Here is an 18071-nt window from a genome sequence, read left to right as displayed (position 1 = left end):
TGGAGCTGGTTTAGTCGGTGCCCCGCTCAAGGGACACGTGGGCGGCCATGAGCTCGCCAGGGTTTGTCTGTGCTGCCAGCAGGGACAGTTCGCCGCAGAGCACCGTGCCTGCGATCAGTGCCGCGAGGCGGCGGCTGTTCTCACCCGGCGCACGGTCCTCACGCAGGCCGAGGCGCACCATGGCCTCCTCGACGTGATCGAGGTGTTTGCCGTTGCCGACAGTCCCCACGATCAGGTGGGGCAGGGAGCAGGCGAAGTACAGTCCCTCGGGACGGTTCTCTGCGTAGGTGAAGCCCTGGGAACCTTCGACGATATTCGCGGCGTCCTGGCCCGTGGCCAGGTAGAACGCGAGGAGCATGTTCGCGAAGTGAGCATTCGCCGACCGGAGGGCGCCCGCGATCGTCGACCCCACATAGTTCTTGCGGACAACAAGCTCGGCCACCTTCTCAGCTGACGTCTTGAGCGTGCCGTGGACGATGTCGTGGGGGATGAGAATGTCCGCCTGGACGTTCTTTCCCCGGCCGAGGGCGCCGTTGATGCCGGTGGCTTTCTTGTCGGTGCAGAAGTTTCCGGAGATCGAGCCGTAGCCGAGCCCCAGATCCCAGGAGAGGATCTCTGCCATGAGAGCATCCGACGCCGCTGTCACCATGTTGTGTCCGGACGCGTCCCCCGTGGTGAACGCGAAGCGGACGAACAGGAGCGATCCGACGATCTCGGGATGGATCTCGACGAGCGTGGCGAACCGGGAGCCGCGGGATACGACGGCCTGGAGGTCATCGAACCGGGAGGAGATGATCGTGCTGGCACGATGAGCGGCGGAGGCACCGGTGGCCGTGAACAGCACGGACCGCGTCATCCGTTCGCCCACAACCGTGGCCACGATCCCGCCCTCGACCAGGCGAGACACTTTGGCCCCGCGGCCGACCGAGGGCCACAGGGGTGTCTCGTAGGTTGCGAGAGGGACATCGATCTCCCCGGTGACGGCATTGCCGGAGAACCGGATCGGCCCGACCCAGCGGGTCGGGATCGCCGTATAGGTCGTCTCCGAATAGGTCGACTTGCTCATGATGCCTCCTGGCTCCGCCTCGCAAGGGCCCTCACGTCGAGTCCGCGCAGATCGGCGAACTCCCGGGAACGGCCTCGAACAAGAATGTCAGTGTATTCCAAAGCGCCCGGGGTGGCGGCACCCATCATCGCCTGCAGCTGGCCCACCCTCTCCATCCAGATCTCCAAAACCTCCGTCATCGCATCAGCGCCCTCGCTCAACGCCACCTTGAGGAAGGTGCCTGCCACGCCGACGGCGCGCGCCCCCATCGCCACGCTCTTGACCACGTCGAGGGGATGGCGAACACCCCCGGAGGCGAGAACGGTGAAGTTCGGGTCGGCATTCGGGCCGACATGGTGGCCGAGTCGAGCATCGAGCAGACACTGCACGGCAGAGCTGCCGAAACCGTTGAGATAGGAGTAGTCGTCGTGTCCGCCAGAGCGGCGATCGTTCTCGATCTTCGCGAAGTCCGTCCCTCCGGAACCTGCCACGTCGGCAATCGTGACGCCGGCGTTCTTGAGCTCGGTCAACGTCTTCGCGGACAGCCCGAAGCCGACCTCCTTGACGATGATGGGAACGTCGAGACCGCTCGCGATCTGTTCGACGAGGCCAAGCCATGCGGAGAAGTCACGCGAGCCTTCCGGCATGACCGTCTCCTGGACGGAGTTGAGGTGAAGCTGGAGACCATCGGCCGACAGCAGGTCGACGGCGCGCTTCGCGTCGTCCAGGCTGCGCCCGGCACCGATATTGGCCAGCACGATCCCGTCCGGGTTCTCCTCCCGGATCACGGTGAAGCTGGGGCTCGTCTCCGGGTAGTCGAGAGCGATTCCGATGGAGCCAGAAGCCATGGGTATCCCCGTCGCTGCCGTGGCTCTCGCCAGCGCCCGGTTGATCGTCATCGCCGTCTCCGTGCCGCCGGTCATGCCCGTCACGTAGAAGGGCGCCCGCCACGTCCACGGCCCCACGGTCACGGACGTGTCCACCTGGGCGCGGTCTATTCCCGCAAGAGCATGGTGCAGGATCTCGATATCGTCGAAGCCTCGATAGGAGGCGGGCTGATCCTGCTGCTCGGCTGCGAGACGAATGTGGTCTTCTTTACGGCTGCTGACAATCATGCGGCCACCTCTTTCCCGTACACGTGAAGATCGAGTGGGCGTATCCCTGCGGCACGCCACTGCTCGAGCAGCGCCGCCGTATCCATCTCCGGGTCGGCGAGAACGATCCCGCAGTCGCCTCCGCCCGCACCTGACGGTTTCGCGGCACCCCCGTAATGTTCCGCACTGTCGCACAGGAACGTGAGCTTCTCGGTTTCGATGGTGATCCCGGAGCTGGCCTGGAGGAGAAGCAGGTTGTGGCGGGCTTGCCGCACCAGGTCCTGGACGAGGGCCGGATCCCCTGCTTCGAGAGCCTCTATCAACGCCGTGACGATCCGATCCGAGGCGGCGACGAAAGCCGTGTAGTCGGGGCTGTCGCTCGGGCTGGCCTTCGTCACGGAGCCGACGAGGGCCTCCGTCGAGGACGGTGACCCCGTCCATCCCACCAACAGGGACAGCGCCGGTGCCGGCAGGGAGCGAATCCGGAGCGTCTCCCATCCGCTGCCCACCATCACATCACCGATCGTGTCCGTGCTGAGAGCCGTGAGGAGGGCGGCCCGATCCGGGGCGCTGTAGGACAGCCAGCCGCCGAACGTCGAGGCCGCAATATCACCGCCTGAGGCTCGAGGCGACACGGAGATCGTGGCCAGCAGTGCGATCTTGAACCGCTCCATGGCAGACAGCCCGAGATCATAGAACGTGTCGATGGCGGCAATGGTCGCCACGACAACGGCGGCGGAGGATCCGAGCCCGAACTTCTGGCCGTGGGAATCATCAAGCTCCGACTCGATGTGGAGGTTGAAGTATCGCGGAGCTATCCCCCGCTCGTCCCGCAGGCGTTCCATGACATCGATCGCGCGCGTGACATAGTCGTAGGGGTGATGGTCGACGACGACGTCCCCCGTCTCAGGATCCCGGCGCCACTCGATGGGGAGATTGCCGTACTCGGAGGAATGCACTCGTCCCACATCGACCGACTCGGTCACGGAGACTGTCATGAACTTGTCGACCGCGACGAGGAGGGCCGGATGATCGGGGTCAACGACCGCGTACTCGCCGGCGATGAACAGCTTCCCCGGGGCACGGGTCGTGATCGTCACGCTGATGCTCCGTCGATCAGGTGCGCCCCCTGGCCCGGCATGAGGATCTTCGCCTCGTTGTCCTTCGTGAATCCCACGAGACGGTCCGCCACGATATGTGCGAGTTCGGGGCGGGTCAGGGCGAACACGTTCGGGCCAGCATCCGCCGTCGCATAGGCCTCGACACCCTCCTGCCTCATGGCCGCGATCTCGTCGAACACGGCGATCGACGTGGGGTTGAGGTAGCGGATCGAGGGGCGGCAGGAGGCGATGAGGGCATGCATGCGGATCGCATGGTTCTCTGTCAGCTCACCGATGGTCGTGACATCGCCGCGCTCACAGGCCGCGATCATCTCGGTCAGCGTCTCCTGCGTGGACGTGATCCAGGCCGGATAGAAGGGTGACGTCTCGGCGGTGGCGATCATGCCCTGCCGGGAGGATACGGCCTTCTCGCCGGTCGCAACCGGCACAGCCACCATCGCCATGTCAGGCGCGGAGACCGCTTCCGCATAGGAGCTCTCGTCATCACCGGCGTGCCAGACGGCGAAGCGGTCGATAAGGGAGCGGCTGGCGGAGCCCGAACCGCGCCGAGCGAGCCTGCTGAGCTCCCTCGTGTCGAGATCCAGCCCGTAGGCTGAGGCTGCCGCAACGGCAAGGGCTGCGAAACCGGACGCGGATGAGGCCATGCCGGCCGCGGTGGGGCCCTCGTTGGTCGATACCACCCGGGCCGACAGGTGGGCGGTATCGAGCCCAGCATCGACCGCCAGGGACCGGACGAGGTCGAGGAAGACCGTGACCCGGTCCGCTGACGTACCGTCGTGGTCGACTTCGTTGAGCCTGAACGTGTCCCCACCGTCGGTGAGTGTGACTGTTGTCGTCGTCGGGAAGTCGTCGAGAGTCATCGACAGTGAGCCCGCGACGGGCACGATCAGCTTCTCATCCGCCTTCCCCCAATACTTGACGAGAGCAATGTTGGGGTAGGCACGAGCGGTTGCCGATGTCACGCATTCTCCTTCGGGAGCGCATCGCGCTCGTTCGCGCCGACACCATCGGCGATCTGGGATGAGACAAGAGAAGTCTTCCATGCCTGGGTTGCCCCCGCGGCCTTCATGGCGTCGATAACGCCATCAGCGGAGTCCGCGCCATCGACGAGCGCGAGAACGCATCCGCCGAGCCCGGAACCCGTGAGCTTCGCTCCGTGCGCTCCGCTCATGCGGGCGGCCGTGACGAGAGCATCGAGGGACGGAGCGGACACACCCAGCCTCGCGAGCTGTTCGTGGCCTGCACTCATGTGCTGCCCGAGAGCGGCGGCATCCCCCGCCCCGAGGGCCGTGATCGTGTCCTCCGCCAGTCCGGCCAGCGTGTCGATGATGCCGTTGACGAAGGAGGGGTTGACCTTGCGGAGCATGCGGACGCCGTTGACGGCGGCGGACGTGGAGCCGGACGTGCCAGTGTCGGCGATGACGAATGTCAGGGAGCGTGCGACGGTGACGGGTGTGGGTTGGCCGGATTGGAAGCGGACCGGAGACAGGGAACGGACGGCATGAGCATCGAGTCCGGAGGACGTGCCGTGTGCGACGTTCTCGGCGATCTGGACGAGCTCGAACGTTTCCTCGGGCGTCAGCGCCACTCCGACGGCATTGCTGACGGCGCGAACCATGGCCGCGGCGACGGCCGCGGAGGATCCCAAGCCCCGCTCGAGGGGCACGGTCGAGGAGATGACGATCTCGAAGCTGTCCGAGTTCAGTCCCACCCGCTCCGCCGTGGCCCGCAGCGCTGTGACCACGGGCTTGAGTTCGCGCGGGGCAGCATGAAGGGGGCCCGTGTACAGGTCGGAGCTGATCGAACCGTGGTCGGCCTTCCGGACAGAGGCTGCCGTCTGAAGGTCGAGGAGCGGCAGCGCAACAGCGGGCGCACCGTAGACGACAGAATGCTCCCCCATGAGGATTGCCTTGCCGTGGGCGCTGCCGAGGCCGCCGTGCACGCGAAGCGGCTGACCGAGAGTCGGCTGAATACCGGCAGCGGGCTCCGCCTCCGGTGGGGTCTGGACGTTGGTGTCGTTCGAATCAGATAGGTGCATGCTCACTTCACGTGATCCGGCCGGCCCTGGGCCCACCGACTCACTCTTCTTTATCGCGGAACTAAAGCTTCGTGGAACTACTCAAAGTTACACGCTTTAGCCTAGTCCAACCAGAAGCATCACCATCCTCGGGTGTAATGCGCTACGCAGGAGAGAGACCTCACAGCGTTCCGTCGCCCTGGAGAAGTGACAGCGAGAAGCGGGGAGTTGAACTCCCCGCTTCGTACAGGCCGCCACTATCGCATCCCGATGGACTGGGCCATGACTACGCCTTCTTCACTGTCACGGTCCATGACGCGGCATCGACCTGGCGGAAGTCTGTCACGGTATGTCCGTTCTGCGCCGCCCATGCCGGGATCGAGTCCGTGGCCTGCGTGCAGTCGAAGTCGATCTGCAGCTCGTCACCGCTGTTGAGCGGTGCGATCGCTCTTTTCGCCTCGATGAGCGGGAAGGGGCACACTTCTCCGAGGGTGTCGAGGAGATACTTCTTCGACGGGCCCGGCTGCTGTGCGGAAATCGGTTCGACGTTCTTCTTCTGGGGTGTGATGAGGTTGAGGAAACCCATGGTTCTTCTCTTTTCTTTCGGTAGACGAACGGCTAGGAGCCGACGGTGAGGGACGGGATCTCGACGGGTGCCGCTCCGGGACGGCGGCGGGAGGTGACGAACAGTCGCACGCCTGCCCCCACACCGAGGAAGGTGAAGAGCAGGGCGATCCAGCCCTGCCAGGAGAAGAGCGCCGTCTGGACGAGTGCGTTGCCGATGGTGCAGCCTCCTGCGATAGAAGCGCCGACACCCATGAGCGTGCCGCCCGCGATCGCACGCGTCGTCGTCTCAGCATCGGGAGCCCGCAGCCGGAACTCCCCCGAAGCCTTCGCGGCAATGTAGGAACCGGGAATCAGGCCGAGGACGAACAGGACTCCCCAGTCGATGTAGGACGTGTCGCCGGTGGTGAAGAACTGGACGATGTTGGCTGAGGGCGTCGTGATTCCGAGGCCAGCATTGCGTCCCGTTGCCTGCGACAGTGGATAGGCCAGGGCCGCGAGCAGGCCGAGGAGGATCGCTGTCACATTCGGGGTCCACTTCTTCTCGAACAGGAGATGGGCGATCCCGATCTTCTGGGCGGGGAGAGTCGCAAGCGGTGCGCTGATACGGCGCGCCTGGCGGACGAGCAGGGAGGCGACAATGAGGGCGAAGCCGACGACAAGCACCCACACGGAGATGCCGAGAGTGTCCTGGATCGTCGTCGCGTCCTGCGTCTCGTTGCGCTGGCTGGCAGTGACATCAGCCCCGATGCCGTACTTCATGGCGGATGCGGTGAAGGCGTAGAAGGCGAGAGCGACCCACGATCCGATGAGGCCCTCCCCGGACCGGTAGTAGGTTCCGGTGGCGCAGCCTCCGGCAAGGACGATGCCGATGCCGAAGAGGAAGGATCCGCCGACGACAGCGCCGAGGGCGAGAGTGGGGATACCGGGGTTGATGAGTCCGCCCGCGATCATGGCGTTCACGAGAACGGCCTGGATGGCGATGGCGATGAAGAAGGCCGTGAGCCAGCGGGTGGATCCGCTCAGCCACACGTCGCGGAACGCGCCGGTGACGCAGAAGCGTCCCCGTTGGAAGATGAATCCTAGGACGACGCCGAGGATAAGGCCGGAAATTAGCATAGTTCTCTCTCTGGTTGTGGGTAGAGGAGAGCGCTGCCAGGACGCGGCTAGCCCACGAGGGTACGGTAAGCCCACGGGGCGTGGGCCGATGATCTGGACAGCGCTCCGTGGGAGCGCGAACGGTCGATCAGATCATTCGGCACATCATCGAACAACACATGCGCGCGGACGTAACGTCAGCAGCTGCGCGCGTGTGGAGGTGAGACACCATGATCAGTCCTCATGTTCGATGTATCGCGAAAATGCGATGTCGTGAAACTATCAACAACTTCCGTCACCGCGCAAGAGCAAAGGTGGACGTCTCATATCGGACGGAGGGTGCTTAGCGTCTCTGGCAAGGCCGCGGTTTCGTTCCTACAATCGAGAGGGACCGGCAGCGGTCTCTTCCGCGCTAGCAAGGATCGTGCATGCTCCTCACCGTTCTTTTCCTCATCGGTATCACCGCTGAGGCCATGACTGGCGCTCTGGCGGCGGGCCGGCAAAAGATGGACCTGTTCGGGGTGACGATGGTGGCGTGCGTGACCGCCCTCGGCGGCGGCTCTGTCCGCGACATGCTCCTGGGCCATTACCCGCTCTCCTGGGTTGAGCATCCCTACTATCTGGTCATCGTCGCCGTTGCCGCGATCATCACTGTCCTCACGTCATCCCTCATGACGTACTTCCGCATCCTCTTTCTCGTGCTGGATTCTGTCGGCCTGGCCGTGTTCACGATCTTCGGCGTGCGGATTGCGCTGGAGATGGACTACGGCTTCATCATCGCCCTCGTGTCCGGCCTCATCACGGGCGTCATGGGCGGGATCCTCCGCGATATCCTCTGCAACCGCATACCGCTCGTCTTCCACAAGGAGCTCTACGCCTCTATCGTCCCCGTCGGCGTGATCGTCTACTACGGCCTCACCGAGCTCGGAGTCTCCGAGGACATCACCGTCCTCTCCTCCCTCCTCATCGTCTTCACCCTCCGCATCATCGCCATCTATTTCAAGCTCAGCCTTCCCGTCTTCGACTATCAGGAGAAGCAGGCCCCGCGCCTCGAGAGGAACAAGCTGTGGCACTTCCCTCGGCGCACCTCGACCCGCCACTCCTACGGCTTCCACTGGAAGAAGTACGGCCGGCTCTCACGCTCAGCACCGTCGGGTGACGACATCGTCTCCGCGGCCTCTCCGCAGACTCCGGATGATCCGCAGTCGCCAGACGATCCTCACGCACCTGCCCACATCGAGCGTTCGTGATGACAGGGCCGCGCCGTCTCAGCCGCTCCCAGGCGGCCGCGGTAGCCATTCGCGCCCAACGCCTCGACCGCGTCTCGCCGGCCCGGACACGAGCTGACATTGGCAGTGCCGTGCGTGGCATGGGGGTGCTGCAGATCGACTCTGTCAACATCCTGGCCAGAGCCCACTATCTCCCCCTCTATTCCAGGCTGGGCCCGTACGACACCGGTCTGCTCGACGCGGCGGCTTCTCAGCCGCCCCGCCTCATCGTCGAACAGTGGGGGCACGAAGCCTGTTATGTTCCCCCGACGACGCATCGTCTCCTCGCGGGGTTCCGGCGCCGCTGGTCATCAGGGCGCACCATCGAGGAGCATCCCGGTGCGGAGGCCCTGGCGGAACGGATCATGGGATTTCTCGAGGGTACGACGGCTACCGCACGCGAGGTGAGCGCCTGGCTCGACACCCGCCACCTCACACCTGCCGAGGCAGAGCTCATCGGCCAGTCAACGGAGTTCGAGTGGTCTCGCACGGCTGTCAAGGTGATCCTCGAGAACCTGTTCGATGCTGACATGGTGGCGGGTGCCGGGCGCACCCAGCACTTCCACCGCATCTACGGCGCACGGGAGCGCGTGCTCCCCGCAGGGCTCCCTCCCACTCCCCCGCGCGAGGAGGCGATACGTGCCCTTACCGAGATCTCTCTCGAGAAGGTGGGCATCGGCACGCCCGCGACGATTGCCGACTTCTTCCGCCTCAAACTCGCGGACGTTCGCCCTGTGCTCGATGATCTCGTGGCCTGCGGGAAGGCGTGCCGCGTGGACGTGGAGGGATTGCCGGGGGCGATCATGTGGGCCGCGATCCCCGTTCCTCGCAGTGTCACGGGGACGACTCTGCTGTCTCCCTTCGACCCGCTGATCTTCGAACGCAAGAGAGCCCTGGCCTTGTTTGGTCTCGACTACCGGATCGGGATCTATACCCCGGCCGCGAAGAGGACCAGGGGCTACTATTCGCTCCCGCTCCTGCACGACGGCACGATCCCTGCACGGGTCGATCTCGCCCTCGATCGGCCGAGCCAGACGCTCAAGGTCATGGGGGCATGGTTCGAGCCGGGAGCCCGCGAGGCTGGCGCCGTCCTTGCGGCCGAGCTGGAGAGGCTGGCCCGATGGCAGGGGGCGTCCACGATCACGATTGTGGACGATGCTCCCGGGGATGCTGTCCCCGCGCTCAGGGCTGCGCTCTGACCGGCTCCCATCGATCATCCAGGAGACGCCACTCCTCGGGCCCGGCAGTATCGCAGTCCCGGAGCCAGAAAGTCTCGCCCGGGTTCCAGCCCGCCAGGACACTGGCGTGTTCGCCTGCGGGGAGGGCCCTGCCGGCCGCCGTGAGGTAGCCGCGGGGCGTGACGAGGACACCATCCCAGTCTCGTGCCACATCGCGCCAGTTCGGAATGATCCAGGTCCCGTCTCGTCCGGTGACGCGATACCAGTCGTGGCGTACTTCCGCCGTCACGTCGAGAGGATAGACAGTGCAGAGCGCGACCCACGCCTGCGCACTGTCGACCACATACACCTTGTCGTCCTTGACCCGCACGGAGAGGACCGTGGCCCTGTCTCTCGGCGGACCGTCCTCGACATCCGTCAAACCGGTGGGAACACCGTCAACCATCCGATCCTGGCTCTTCAGCAGCCGATAGGGCGGAGTGGAGTGCCACATGCCGGACCAGTTCGCTCGAACATCGGCGGGACGTTCCCGCTGTGCACGCTCGACCGCGGCGGTAATCTCCGCCAGCCACGTCTCGAGGACCGTCCCAGCATCCCCCCGCCAGTCACCCCCCAGCACCGCGAAGGGTTCCGTGCGATCCTTCTCCAGAGCCTCCAGGAGGGGCCGGTCGTCGATCTCCGCGAGCGCTGCCACGATCACCGGGTCGCTGAGGATGAGATCGGTCGCGTCTGGCTCCTGCCAGTATCTGGCGGCGGCGACCGCCTCCGTCAGGGCATGGCTGGCATGGGACGGGTCGGGAGTTGCGGCGCGGATAAGGTCGGCCACGCCTGCCGAGGTGATGAGGCTGTCCCCGGGCGGGACGTTCTCCTTCCACGTCGGGACGGCCCGGGGTGTGCTTCTCCGGGAGAGCATCGAACGATGCTTGATCCTCACGCGTGTGAACCACGGAAGGGCAGGCAGCTTGAACCTTCGAGGGGCGGGAGCCTCTGTTTCCTCGACCATGACGAGATAGGCTCTGCTGCCGTCGTCTTTCGCGATCCTCCACTCGAAGTCCCAGACGGCACGGGACAGTTCCTCGGCGCCTCCTGCGACGAGGAGCTCGTAGAGGAACCTGCGGCCCCTGGGGCCTTCCGATAGGTGTGTCATGCTAGCGCGACGCTGTCGCGCCCCACCATTGGTTGATGCCGGAATCGACGGCGTGCTCATCGATTGCCGCCAGTTCGGCGGGCGTGAACGTGAGGTTCTGTGCCGCACCGACGGCTTCGTCGATCTGACTCGTGGACGAGGCTCCGATGAGAGCGGTCGTGAGGGAGGCACCCTGGTCTCGCAGGACCCACGCGACTGCCATCTGTGCCAGGCTCTGGCCGCGCTCTGCCGCGATGTCGTTGAGGGCACGCACGTGTCCGAGTGCTTCGTCCGTAAAGAAGTCCTTGTTCACCTTTCCGCTTGCGAGACGAGAATCGTCCGGGATTCCGCCGAGGTATTTGTCGGTCAGCATTCCCTGCGCCATGGCGGAGAAGCCGATCACACCCATGCCCTCTTCCTGGGCGGCCTCGAGCAGGGACGGCGTCCCTTCCTCGATCCATCTGTTGAGCATCGAATAGGAGGGCTGGTGGATAGCGAGGGGTGTGCCGAGGTCGCGCATGATCGCGGCGGCTTCCTTCGTCGCTTCCGCCGAGTAGGAGGAGATCCCGGCATAGAGGGCCTTGCCCGATGTGACGGCGTGATGGAGGGCGAGCATGGATTCTTCCACCGGGGTGTCGGGGTCGGGGCGGTGGTGGTAGAAGATGTCGACATGGTCGGTTCCCAGGCGCTGGAGGGACTCATCGAGGGAGGTGAGGAGGTATTTCCGGGATCCGCCGAAGCCGTGCGGACCGTCCCACATGTTCCAGCCCGCCTTCGTCGAGATGATGATCTCGTGCCGGAAGGGGGCCAGGTCTTTCGCGAGTATCCGCCCAAAGTTCTCTTCCGCGCTTCCGGCGGGCGGGCCATAGTTGTTGGCCAGGTCGAAGTGGAAGATCCCGCGATCGAAGGCGCGGCGCACGATATCGCGCTGTGTCTGGAAGGGCCGGTCGTCACCGAAGTTGTGCCACAGGCCGAGGGCGATCACGGGAAGCTGGAGGCCGGATGTGCCGCAGTGCCGGTAGGGGATCTCGTCGTAACGGGTTGATGCTGGAACGTAGGGAATGTGACTCATTCCACCATGATCCCATGATGAGGGGGCGGGAGGACCACCTTTCGCGGCGTGGCCGCTACAGGTTGAGGAGCCGCTCCAGGACACTGACCACGCCGTGCTCGGTGTTGGCGGGCGCCTCGTATCGTGCAGCCGCGCGAACATCGGGGTGGGCGTTCGCCATCGCGAACGACAGGTCTGCCTGGTCGAGCATCTCCAGGTCGTTGAGGTAGTCGCCGAAGACGACGGTCTGGGAGGGCGAAATGCCGAGATGCTTCTGCAGGTCCCGCAGGGCATTGCCCTTGTTCGCCTGGTCGGAGATGATATCGACCCAGTGGGTTCCCGAGACGACGACCTGATGACCATCCCATGAGCCCGGGAAGACATCCTCGACAATGTCGTCCACTCCGTTGAAGTCGAACGTGGCGAGTTTGACGAAATCGTCCTCGACCTCGGTCAGATCGTCAACGATCGTGAGGGCCGCATTATAGGTTTCGACCTGCTCGGTGAAGCGATCATCGCGCCGCTCGACGTATGCGCTCTTCGCGCCTCCCGCGACAAGGCCGATGTCGCGATGGTCGACATCGCGGACTAGGCGGATGACACGCTCGGCGGTGTCTTTCTCGACCGGGGTGACCGATACGGACTCGCCGTCTTGGACGACATGGGCGCCGTTCTCGGAGATAAATGTCCGGATGGAGGCACGGCCGGCGAACATCTTGGCCAGGGTGGCATATTGGCGTCCGCTTGCGGGAGCGAACATGATCCCCCGCTCGCTCATCGTGTCGACGAGAGACCAGAAGGCGTCCGGCACGCGGCCCTCCCCGTCCAGCAGCGTCCCGTCCATGTCGCACACAACGAGCGCCACGTCCTGTCCAGGTTCAATCGTCGTCCACAGCTCTGGTTTCAATCCACTCTCCATCATCCCCACCAGTATCCCCGATCGTGCGACACCATCCCAGGCCCCACCCCCGGACTCGCCCCTTCCCAAGCTGGGAATCTTCGGGGAGGAATCGAGGGTGCCAGCACCGCCCACGGATCGCCCACAACCCCTGTGGCCACGGGTTTCACCCGGATCGTCAGAATAGAAATCGAAGGCGGAGACGGCCCGGAAGATAGCAGCGAATGTCCGATATGTCTTGTGCGTCACACAGACCCTTGGAAGGATGGGGCACCTACCGAAGGAGACGAGATGAGAGCTGTGACATGGCAGGGCAAGCGGCACGTGAGTGTCGAGACCGTTCCCGATCCCACCCTTGACGAACCGACCGATGTCATCATCGAGGTCACCTCAACGGCGATTTGCGGGTCGGACCTGCACCTCTACGAGGTGCTGGGGCCCTTCATGGACAAGGGAGACATCGTGGGCCACGAGACGATGGGAATGATCGTCGAGGCGGGCTCCGAGTCGGAACTGTCGGCAGGCGACCGTGTCGTCATCCCGTTCCCGATCGCCTGCGGGCACTGCTGGATGTGTTCGCGCGGACTCGTCACCCAATGCGAGACAACCCAGGTGCGCGAACACGGGTCAGGCGCCGCTCTCTTCGGATATTCACGTCTCTACGGCTCCGTTCCCGGCGGTCAGGCCGAATACTTGCGTGTTCCCCACGCGAACTTCGGGGCTATCACTGTCGGCACCGATCTCCCAGACCATCGCTATCTCTTCCTCAGCGATGTGCTGCCGACAGCGTGGCAGGGCGTGGCCTACGCGGGCGTCCAGCGGGGCGATTCCCTTGCTGTGTTTGGGCTTGGACCGATCGGACAGTTCGCGGCGCGGATAGCAGCCCATCTCGGGGCGACCGTGTACGCGATCGATCCCGTTCCGGAGCGGCGTGCCATGGCAGAGCGTCACGGCATCACCACGTTCGACTCGGACGCTGTCGAGCAGATCAGAGATCTCACGGAAGGCCGGGGCCCTGACGCCGTGATCGACGCGGTGGGCATGGAGGCGCACGGTTCCCCCGTCACCACAGCCGCCCACAGCATCGTCGGCCTCCTGCCCGACGCGGTGGGACGGAAGGTCTTCGAGACAGCAGGTCTCGACAGGCTGGGAGCTCTCTACGGCGCCATCGATCTTGTCAGGCGCGGCGGCACGATCTCGCTGAGCGGCGTGTACGGCGGGCAGGCCGACCCCATCCCCATGCTGTCTCTCTTCGACAAGCAGGTCCAGGTGAGAATGGGACAGGCCAACGTCCATGCCCACGTCGATCATCTTCTTCCCCTGGTCGAGGATGAGTCCGATCCGCTCGGCCTCGAGGACTTCGTCACCCACAGGGCGCCTCTCGAGCAGGCTCCTGCCATGTACGAGACGTTCCAGAAGAAGGAAGACGGCTGCATCAAAGTCGTTCTCGACCCCAGATCATGAGGCTATGGGCGGACAACCGCCCCTCCCCTGGGTGCTCCCGGTTGGCAACGGAAGGGGAAAGATCAACCGGGCCCACCATCCGCCGACTATCGCGAGCCAAAACCTGCGCGCGATGGAAGGACGCTATTCCTGATCGGCTGATTGCGCGTGCTCGGCCGTGTAGGGGAAGAAGGAGATCTTCCCATCCTGCTCGAGGACGGCGAGGCGAATGTCCGACATGTTCTCGTACCCGGATTGACGCCCTGCACTGAGAATCTCGGCGACAGAGACTCGCTGGCGCCGCATCGCCCCCGTCCGTGCCCGACCATCGGCGACGAGGATGATGGGAGGACCCTCGAGGAGCCTGCTCGCTTTTGACCACCTGGACACGACGAGGTTGAATGTCACGGCAAGGAGAGCGAATGTCGCCACCGCTACGAGCCCGCCCGTCAGCGTGCGGTCCTCTCCCGTGATCCCCTGCTGGATCAAGTCCCCCATGGTGATGAAGAGGAGAAGGTCGAAGGAGCTGAGCTCCCCAAGCGTGGCCCTGCCCGCTGCTTTCGTCAGGAGCCAAAGCACAACAAAGGCAATGGCAGCGCGGAGAACGATATCCATCAGGGCAACCTCCATGTCGTCACAGGAACCCCCACATCGAAGCCGTCAGAGCCGACGAGCCGGATCGTTCCACTCGTGCTGGGTTCCCACCGGTCCGAGGCTCGTCCCTCGATCGAGAGACGAGCGTGAGTGGAGCCCGCGGGAAGCTCATACTCGAACCGCACGATCCCACCCCGCAGTGCCGTCTGATCACTGGGCTCTGGCACGAGCAGGAGATCTTCGAACATGTCGAGATATTCCTGATCGATCTCGATACGGAGGGTTTCGGGCAATCCATCCCGGTCGGAGACCTTGACGATCACCTTGAGGTCCAGGCCGGCTCGCGTTGTCACTGGATAGTCCACCCCAACTTCGGCCGTTCCGAGAGCCGCGGTGCGCTGCGTTCCGAGATCAAAAGCCCCGAGGGCAGCGGCAAGGAGGACAAGCGCGAAGAATGCCAGCACGCCCGATCGTGCCCACCGCCGCCACGCCTTATCACTGTCGTGGACGACGTCCTCGAGGAGGGATTCCGGCGGCCGATCTCCTAAAGTCTTCACCCATCCCCCATCATGCTGACTAGAACGAGAACCACCCACCAACATAAGTCGGCGGGTGGCCTACATCATAGCCATATGGCACAGTTTCTTCGAGTCATCAACCGTTCGGGAACTTACAGGGCGTGACCGGGCCGCCTTGGAGACCGATGCAGTGGCCTCCCTCTTTGCCTCCGGTACTGATTTTGAGCATGTTGAAGCTGTCCGACCACCTGACCTTCACATCTGATGAGTGGAGCGCCAGGTTGACCCGGCTCCACAGGAAGAGCGGATCGTGGTTCCACTTCCAGTGGATGCCGCTGTCCGTGGCGAAACAGATGTGGTGCCCAGTCGTGGCGATGATCTCCGCATCTTCCCAGTCATCGCTCCCCGCCGATCTGATGCCGCGAATGTAGTGCATCTTGTGCCCTGGCGAATAGTCGTCACACGTGCCGATATATTCGCTGCGCAGGAGGAGCTCGCTGGGGATGTGAGGGGCGTCGTTGTCCGAAGAAAAGTCCGGGTTCGTCATGAGATTTCCCTTGAATGTCGCTGTCTTCCACTCGGATCTTTTGATCGAGGGCCAATCTTCTCCCAGGGGCACCGCTAGCGATAAGCGGTTGCCAGTCGACAAGCTGAGAGGCTTCACGTCGAACTTCTTGATTGTGGTTTGAGTCTAGCGGGGACTGCGGACAGAAAAGGTCAAGGTTCCGCGAGAGAGGCGCGGAAGATCTCACTGACCACGAAGCACTGTAAGAACCGAAGGGATACGAAGACTCCGTCTGTAGATACAGAAGAAAATCCCCTCGGCCTACGGCCTACGGCATTGGTGTCGGCGGCAATTGAATTTGGTGCACTTCCGGCAATCGAAAACTGAGCAGTTTCAGTCTACATTTTGTTGTTCTTGTCGGTGTCTGATTCGGTACGAGGTTCCTTTCGTGGTCAGTACTTGAGCATGGTGGACAAGCCGGTCGATGATGGCTGTGGCGATGGTCTCGTCGTGGAAAATCGTTGACCAGCTACCGAAAGCGAGGTTCGAGGTGATCAGGATTGATGACTGCTCGTATCGGTCTGAGATGAGCTGGAAGAACAGATTCGCTGCTTCGGGCTCAATGGGAAGGTAGCCGAGCTCGTCGATGATGATGAGCTTAAAACGGCGAATACGGCGCAGCTCTTTAGGGAGTTCGCCTTTGTTAGGGTCTGCTGAAGGTTTGGTTGAGTCCGGGGTTTATGCCGCCAGACCGACGACATCCATCATTATGGCCTCGAATTCGACCGGTGTCAGCTTCCCAAGCCTTCGCTGCCTGCGCTTGCGGTGATACTTTCCCTCGATCCACGCCACGATCGCGAGGCGCAGCTCCTGCCGGGTCCGCCACGGGCGTCGGTCGAGGACATTCTTCTGTAGCAGCGAGAAGAATGATTCCATGGCCGCGTTATCTCCGCACGCACCCACACGCCCCATCGAGCCCCGCAGCCCGTGCCGATTCAGGGCCTTCTGGAATTTCCGGCTTCGGAACTGGCTCCCTCTATCGCTATGCACGATCACGCCCTGCGGGAAGCCGCGCTGCATGAGTGCGTTCTCAAGCGCCCGAACCGCCAATGACGCCTTCATCCGCTTGTCAATCGCATACCCCACGATCCGGTTCGAACACACGTCCTTCAACGCACAGAGGTAGAGCTTGCCCTCACCGGTCCAATGCTCGGTAATGTCTGTCAACCACTTCTCGTCAATCCCATTCGCGGTGAAATCACGCTCCACGAGATCATCCCCTACTGGCGCACCAGCCTGCCTGTAGCGGCGCTTGCGCGTCGCAATGACCGACTGGATGCCCGCAATGTTGCACAGCCGCCATACTCGCCGCTCCGAGACCTCGTAGCCGAGGTCGTGGAGGTCATCAGCGAGAACCCGATACCCACCTTCGTGGTCATCAATATGCAGTTCTCCCAGCACCCCGATCAAGTGCTGTTCTTCGACCTCACGAGCAGAGACAGGCTGTTTCAACCACTGGTAATAGGCCTGCTCACTGAACCCCAATACCCGGCACACCACCGCGGCAGGCACCCGAACACGGGCACCTGCCGCAGCCATCTCACGGACGAGCGGGAACACTATTTTGGGGGCGTGATGTGCACCTGAGACAGGTACGCTGCCGCGCGCCTGAGGACCTCGTTCTCCATCTCGAGCTCACGGATCCGCTTCAAGGCAGCCCGCATCTCACGCTGCTCGTCAGGGTCCTTCGAGGGCGCCATTCCGTGAGCCTTGAACCTCGCGTCCCGCACCCAGGACGGCAGCGCGGTCCTCGATATCCCGAGGTCCCTACACACGGTTTTCTGCGCGATACCGGACTCCACCAGCGCGACAGCGTCACGCTTGAACTCCTCGCTGTACTTGATCGGCATGATCTCATCCTTCCAGCATCGCTCTCTCGAGCAAAGCAGTCTTGGACTCAACTAAACCTTCAGCAGACCCGTAGCGTTCGGTGACCTGTCGTACTACTGGGTTGCTGACCGGCAGGGACGTTCATTCAAGCGCCTCAATGAACTGTTCGCCACCACCGGGCAGGTCGGATTCCTTGCCTCCCAACGCGTTGACGGCAAGTTGATCTTGCCAGAAGCGGTCAAGGTGCTCACTCAGAAGTCCGGTTCATAACCCAGTCCCCACGTGCACATCGAAGGAGGTGGCAGCGATGGCCGGTGACGAACTAAACGAGAGTGCGGGTAGCAGCGACGTGGATTTGGTCGAACAGCTCAGAGTGAATCTGATTCTCGAGCACCACGAAGACGACGCCCTCCTCGCCGAGTTGATCCGCGCTGCCACCTCCTACGCGTGTTCCTATCAACACCTGCCCGACGGGCACTACGACATCGCGCCGATGTCAGCTTCGAACAGGCAGGGCGTGGTGATGCTGGCCTCACACCTGTATGAGTCACGTGACGGGTCAACCGGTGGGGTGTGGAACGACAAACCCGACGCCGCGCGTGCCGTGTGGGAATCCATCCATCGGCTGCTGATCCTGGATCGCAACTGGAAAATCTGACCC

At 63.5% G+C, this 18071-nt stretch carries 18 protein-coding genes, 2 pseudogenes and 1 riboswitch; of the genes and pseudogenes, 5 read left to right on the top strand and 15 right to left on the bottom strand.

Annotated features, from left to right (window positions below; genetic code table 11):
* Window positions 1–10: 10 nt before the first annotated feature.
* The 7 genes from H2O75_RS01625 to H2O75_RS01595 all read right to left on the bottom strand — a co-directional run bounded on the left by H2O75_RS01625 (window position 11) and on the right by H2O75_RS01595 (window position 6960).
* Window positions 11–1066, bottom strand: coding sequence for a hydroxymethylglutaryl-coenzyme A reductase family protein (locus H2O75_RS01625; protein WP_182172754.1), 1056 nt, complete (start codon window positions 1064–1066; stop codon window positions 11–13).
* Window positions 1063–2160, bottom strand: a complete 1098-nt coding sequence (gene fni, locus H2O75_RS01620; protein WP_182172751.1) for a type 2 isopentenyl-diphosphate Delta-isomerase — start codon at window positions 2158–2160, stop codon at window positions 1063–1065. Before fni ends, H2O75_RS01625 begins: the two co-directional genes overlap by 4 nt.
* The gene (locus H2O75_RS01615) at window positions 2157–3239 is read right to left on the bottom strand and encodes a phosphomevalonate kinase (RefSeq protein ID WP_259365278.1); all 1083 of its coding nucleotides are present in this window, start codon (window positions 3237–3239) and stop codon (window positions 2157–2159) included. Before H2O75_RS01615 ends, fni begins: the two co-directional genes overlap by 4 nt.
* Window positions 3236–4222, bottom strand: a complete 987-nt coding sequence (gene mvaD, locus H2O75_RS01610; RefSeq protein WP_182172748.1) for a diphosphomevalonate decarboxylase — start codon at window positions 4220–4222, stop codon at window positions 3236–3238. The genes H2O75_RS01615 and mvaD overlap by 4 nt, the downstream gene beginning before the upstream one ends.
* Complete coding sequence (gene mvk / locus H2O75_RS01605) at window positions 4219–5298, bottom strand: mevalonate kinase (RefSeq protein WP_182172745.1); 1080 nt, start codon at window positions 5296–5298, stop codon at window positions 4219–4221. Before mvk ends, mvaD begins: the two co-directional genes overlap by 4 nt.
* 265 nt (window positions 5299–5563) lie before the next feature.
* Window positions 5564–5863, bottom strand: coding sequence for a sulfurtransferase TusA family protein (locus tag H2O75_RS01600; protein WP_182172742.1), 300 nt, complete (start codon window positions 5861–5863; stop codon window positions 5564–5566).
* Between the two features lie 32 nt (window positions 5864–5895).
* Complete coding sequence (locus tag H2O75_RS01595) at window positions 5896–6960, bottom strand: YeeE/YedE family protein (RefSeq protein WP_182172739.1); 1065 nt, start codon at window positions 6958–6960, stop codon at window positions 5896–5898.
* A 407-nt stretch (window positions 6961–7367) separates the two neighbouring features.
* On the opposite strand from H2O75_RS01595, the gene H2O75_RS01590 reads away from it, so the two are divergent.
* Complete coding sequence (locus tag H2O75_RS01590) at window positions 7368–8189, top strand: trimeric intracellular cation channel family protein (RefSeq protein WP_182172736.1); 822 nt, start codon at window positions 7368–7370, stop codon at window positions 8187–8189.
* On the top strand, window positions 8189–9406 hold the full coding sequence (locus tag H2O75_RS01585; RefSeq protein WP_182172733.1) for a winged helix-turn-helix domain-containing protein: 1218 nt from the start codon (window positions 8189–8191) through the stop codon (window positions 9404–9406). Before H2O75_RS01590 ends, H2O75_RS01585 begins: the two co-directional genes overlap by 1 nt.
* Here H2O75_RS01585 and H2O75_RS01580 read toward each other — a convergent pair.
* From H2O75_RS01580 to H2O75_RS01570, 3 genes are read right to left on the bottom strand one after another with little or no spacing between them, the layout of a single operon-like run.
* Complete coding sequence (locus H2O75_RS01580) at window positions 9390–10532, bottom strand: hypothetical protein (protein WP_182172730.1); 1143 nt, start codon at window positions 10530–10532, stop codon at window positions 9390–9392. The genes H2O75_RS01585 and H2O75_RS01580 overlap by 17 nt on opposite strands.
* Before the next feature lies 1 nt (window position 10533).
* A complete protein-coding gene (locus H2O75_RS01575; protein ID WP_182172727.1) occupies window positions 10534–11583 on the bottom strand; it encodes an aldo/keto reductase in 1050 nt (349 codons plus the stop codon).
* 55 nt (window positions 11584–11638) lie between these two features.
* Window positions 11639–12709 (bottom strand): Cof-type HAD-IIB family hydrolase, encoded by a 1071-nt coding sequence (locus H2O75_RS01570; protein ID WP_259365277.1) that lies wholly within the window; start codon window positions 12707–12709, stop codon window positions 11639–11641.
* 42 nt (window positions 12710–12751) lie between these two features.
* Here H2O75_RS01570 and H2O75_RS01565 point away from each other — a divergent pair, with 42 nt between their 5' ends.
* On the top strand, window positions 12752–13924 hold the full coding sequence (locus H2O75_RS01565) for an alcohol dehydrogenase catalytic domain-containing protein (protein ID WP_182172724.1): 1173 nt from the start codon (window positions 12752–12754) through the stop codon (window positions 13922–13924).
* A gap of 123 nt (window positions 13925–14047) precedes the next feature.
* On the opposite strand, the gene H2O75_RS01560 is transcribed toward H2O75_RS01565, so the two are convergent.
* The 5 genes and pseudogenes from H2O75_RS01560 to H2O75_RS01540 form a co-directional block, all read right to left on the bottom strand.
* Window positions 14048–14518: a DUF421 domain-containing protein gene (locus H2O75_RS01560; protein ID WP_182172721.1), complete on the bottom strand. Its 471-nt coding sequence runs from the start codon at window positions 14516–14518 to the stop codon at window positions 14048–14050.
* The gene (locus H2O75_RS01555; RefSeq protein ID WP_182172718.1) at window positions 14518–15054 is read right to left on the bottom strand and encodes a hypothetical protein; all 537 of its coding nucleotides are present in this window, start codon (window positions 15052–15054) and stop codon (window positions 14518–14520) included. Before H2O75_RS01555 ends, H2O75_RS01560 begins: the two co-directional genes overlap by 1 nt.
* Window positions 15055–15151: 97 nt before the next feature.
* Complete coding sequence (locus tag H2O75_RS01550) at window positions 15152–15562, bottom strand: hypothetical protein (protein ID WP_182172715.1); 411 nt, start codon at window positions 15560–15562, stop codon at window positions 15152–15154.
* A gap of 16 nt (window positions 15563–15578) precedes the next feature.
* Window positions 15579–15695: riboswitch (SAM riboswitch) on the bottom strand.
* A gap of 218 nt (window positions 15696–15913) precedes the next feature.
* Window positions 15914–16216: pseudogene (locus H2O75_RS01545) on the bottom strand (ATP-binding protein); the annotation flags it as partial.
* A gap of 42 nt (window positions 16217–16258) precedes the next feature.
* Window positions 16259–17430, bottom strand: a protein-coding gene (locus tag H2O75_RS01540) for an IS3 family transposase (RefSeq protein WP_182172712.1) whose coding sequence is annotated in 2 segments (ribosomal slippage) — window positions 16259–17154 and window positions 17154–17430 — 1173 coding nt in all. Because the reading frame shifts where the segments join, the coding sequence is not laid out codon by codon here.
* A 61-nt stretch (window positions 17431–17491) separates the two neighbouring features.
* Here H2O75_RS01540 and H2O75_RS01535 point away from each other — a divergent pair.
* Together H2O75_RS01535 and H2O75_RS01530 are read left to right on the top strand one after the other, a co-directional pair.
* Window positions 17492–17680 (top strand): annotated as a pseudogene (locus H2O75_RS01535) (phage major capsid protein); the annotation flags it as partial.
* A 37-nt stretch (window positions 17681–17717) separates the two neighbouring features.
* Entirely contained in the window at window positions 17718–18068 is a 351-nt protein-coding gene (locus H2O75_RS01530; RefSeq protein WP_182174808.1) for a head-tail connector protein, read from the top strand.
* Window positions 18069–18071 lie beyond the last annotated feature (3 nt).

The organism is Flaviflexus equikiangi, assembly GCF_014069875.1.
GTDB lineage: Bacteria > Actinomycetota > Actinomycetes > Actinomycetales > Actinomycetaceae > Flaviflexus > Flaviflexus equikiangi.
This window is presented reverse-complemented; position numbering and strand designations above follow the sequence as displayed.

Excerpts from the sequence above, each read along its gene's own strand:
- H2O75_RS01625 (WP_182172754.1), bottom strand. The coding sequence starts at position 1,066 with ATGAGCAAGTCGACCTATTCGGAGACGACCTATACGGCGATCCCGACC.
- fni (WP_182172751.1), bottom strand. The coding sequence starts at position 2,160 with ATGATTGTCAGCAGCCGTAAAGAAGACCACATTCGTCTCGCAGCCGAG.
- mvk (WP_182172745.1), bottom strand. The coding sequence starts at position 5,298 with ATGCACCTATCTGATTCGAACGACACCAACGTCCAGACCCCACCGGAG.
- H2O75_RS01600 (WP_182172742.1), bottom strand. The coding sequence starts at position 5,863 with ATGGGTTTCCTCAACCTCATCACACCCCAGAAGAAGAACGTCGAACCG.
- H2O75_RS01595 (WP_182172739.1), bottom strand. The coding sequence starts at position 6,960 with ATGCTAATTTCCGGCCTTATCCTCGGCGTCGTCCTAGGATTCATCTTC.
- H2O75_RS01590 (WP_182172736.1), top strand. The coding sequence starts at position 7,368 with ATGCTCCTCACCGTTCTTTTCCTCATCGGTATCACCGCTGAGGCCATG.
- H2O75_RS01585 (WP_182172733.1), top strand. The coding sequence starts at position 8,189 with ATGACAGGGCCGCGCCGTCTCAGCCGCTCCCAGGCGGCCGCGGTAGCC.
- H2O75_RS01580 (WP_182172730.1), bottom strand. The coding sequence starts at position 10,532 with ATGACACACCTATCGGAAGGCCCCAGGGGCCGCAGGTTCCTCTACGAG.
- H2O75_RS01575 (WP_182172727.1), bottom strand. The coding sequence starts at position 11,583 with ATGAGTCACATTCCCTACGTTCCAGCATCAACCCGTTACGACGAGATC.
- H2O75_RS01565 (WP_182172724.1), top strand. The coding sequence starts at position 12,752 with ATGAGAGCTGTGACATGGCAGGGCAAGCGGCACGTGAGTGTCGAGACC.
- H2O75_RS01560 (WP_182172721.1), bottom strand. The coding sequence starts at position 14,518 with ATGGATATCGTTCTCCGCGCTGCCATTGCCTTTGTTGTGCTTTGGCTC.
- H2O75_RS01550 (WP_182172715.1), bottom strand. The coding sequence starts at position 15,562 with ATGACGAACCCGGACTTTTCTTCGGACAACGACGCCCCTCACATCCCC.
- H2O75_RS01530 (WP_182174808.1), top strand. The coding sequence starts at position 17,718 with ATGGCCGGTGACGAACTAAACGAGAGTGCGGGTAGCAGCGACGTGGAT.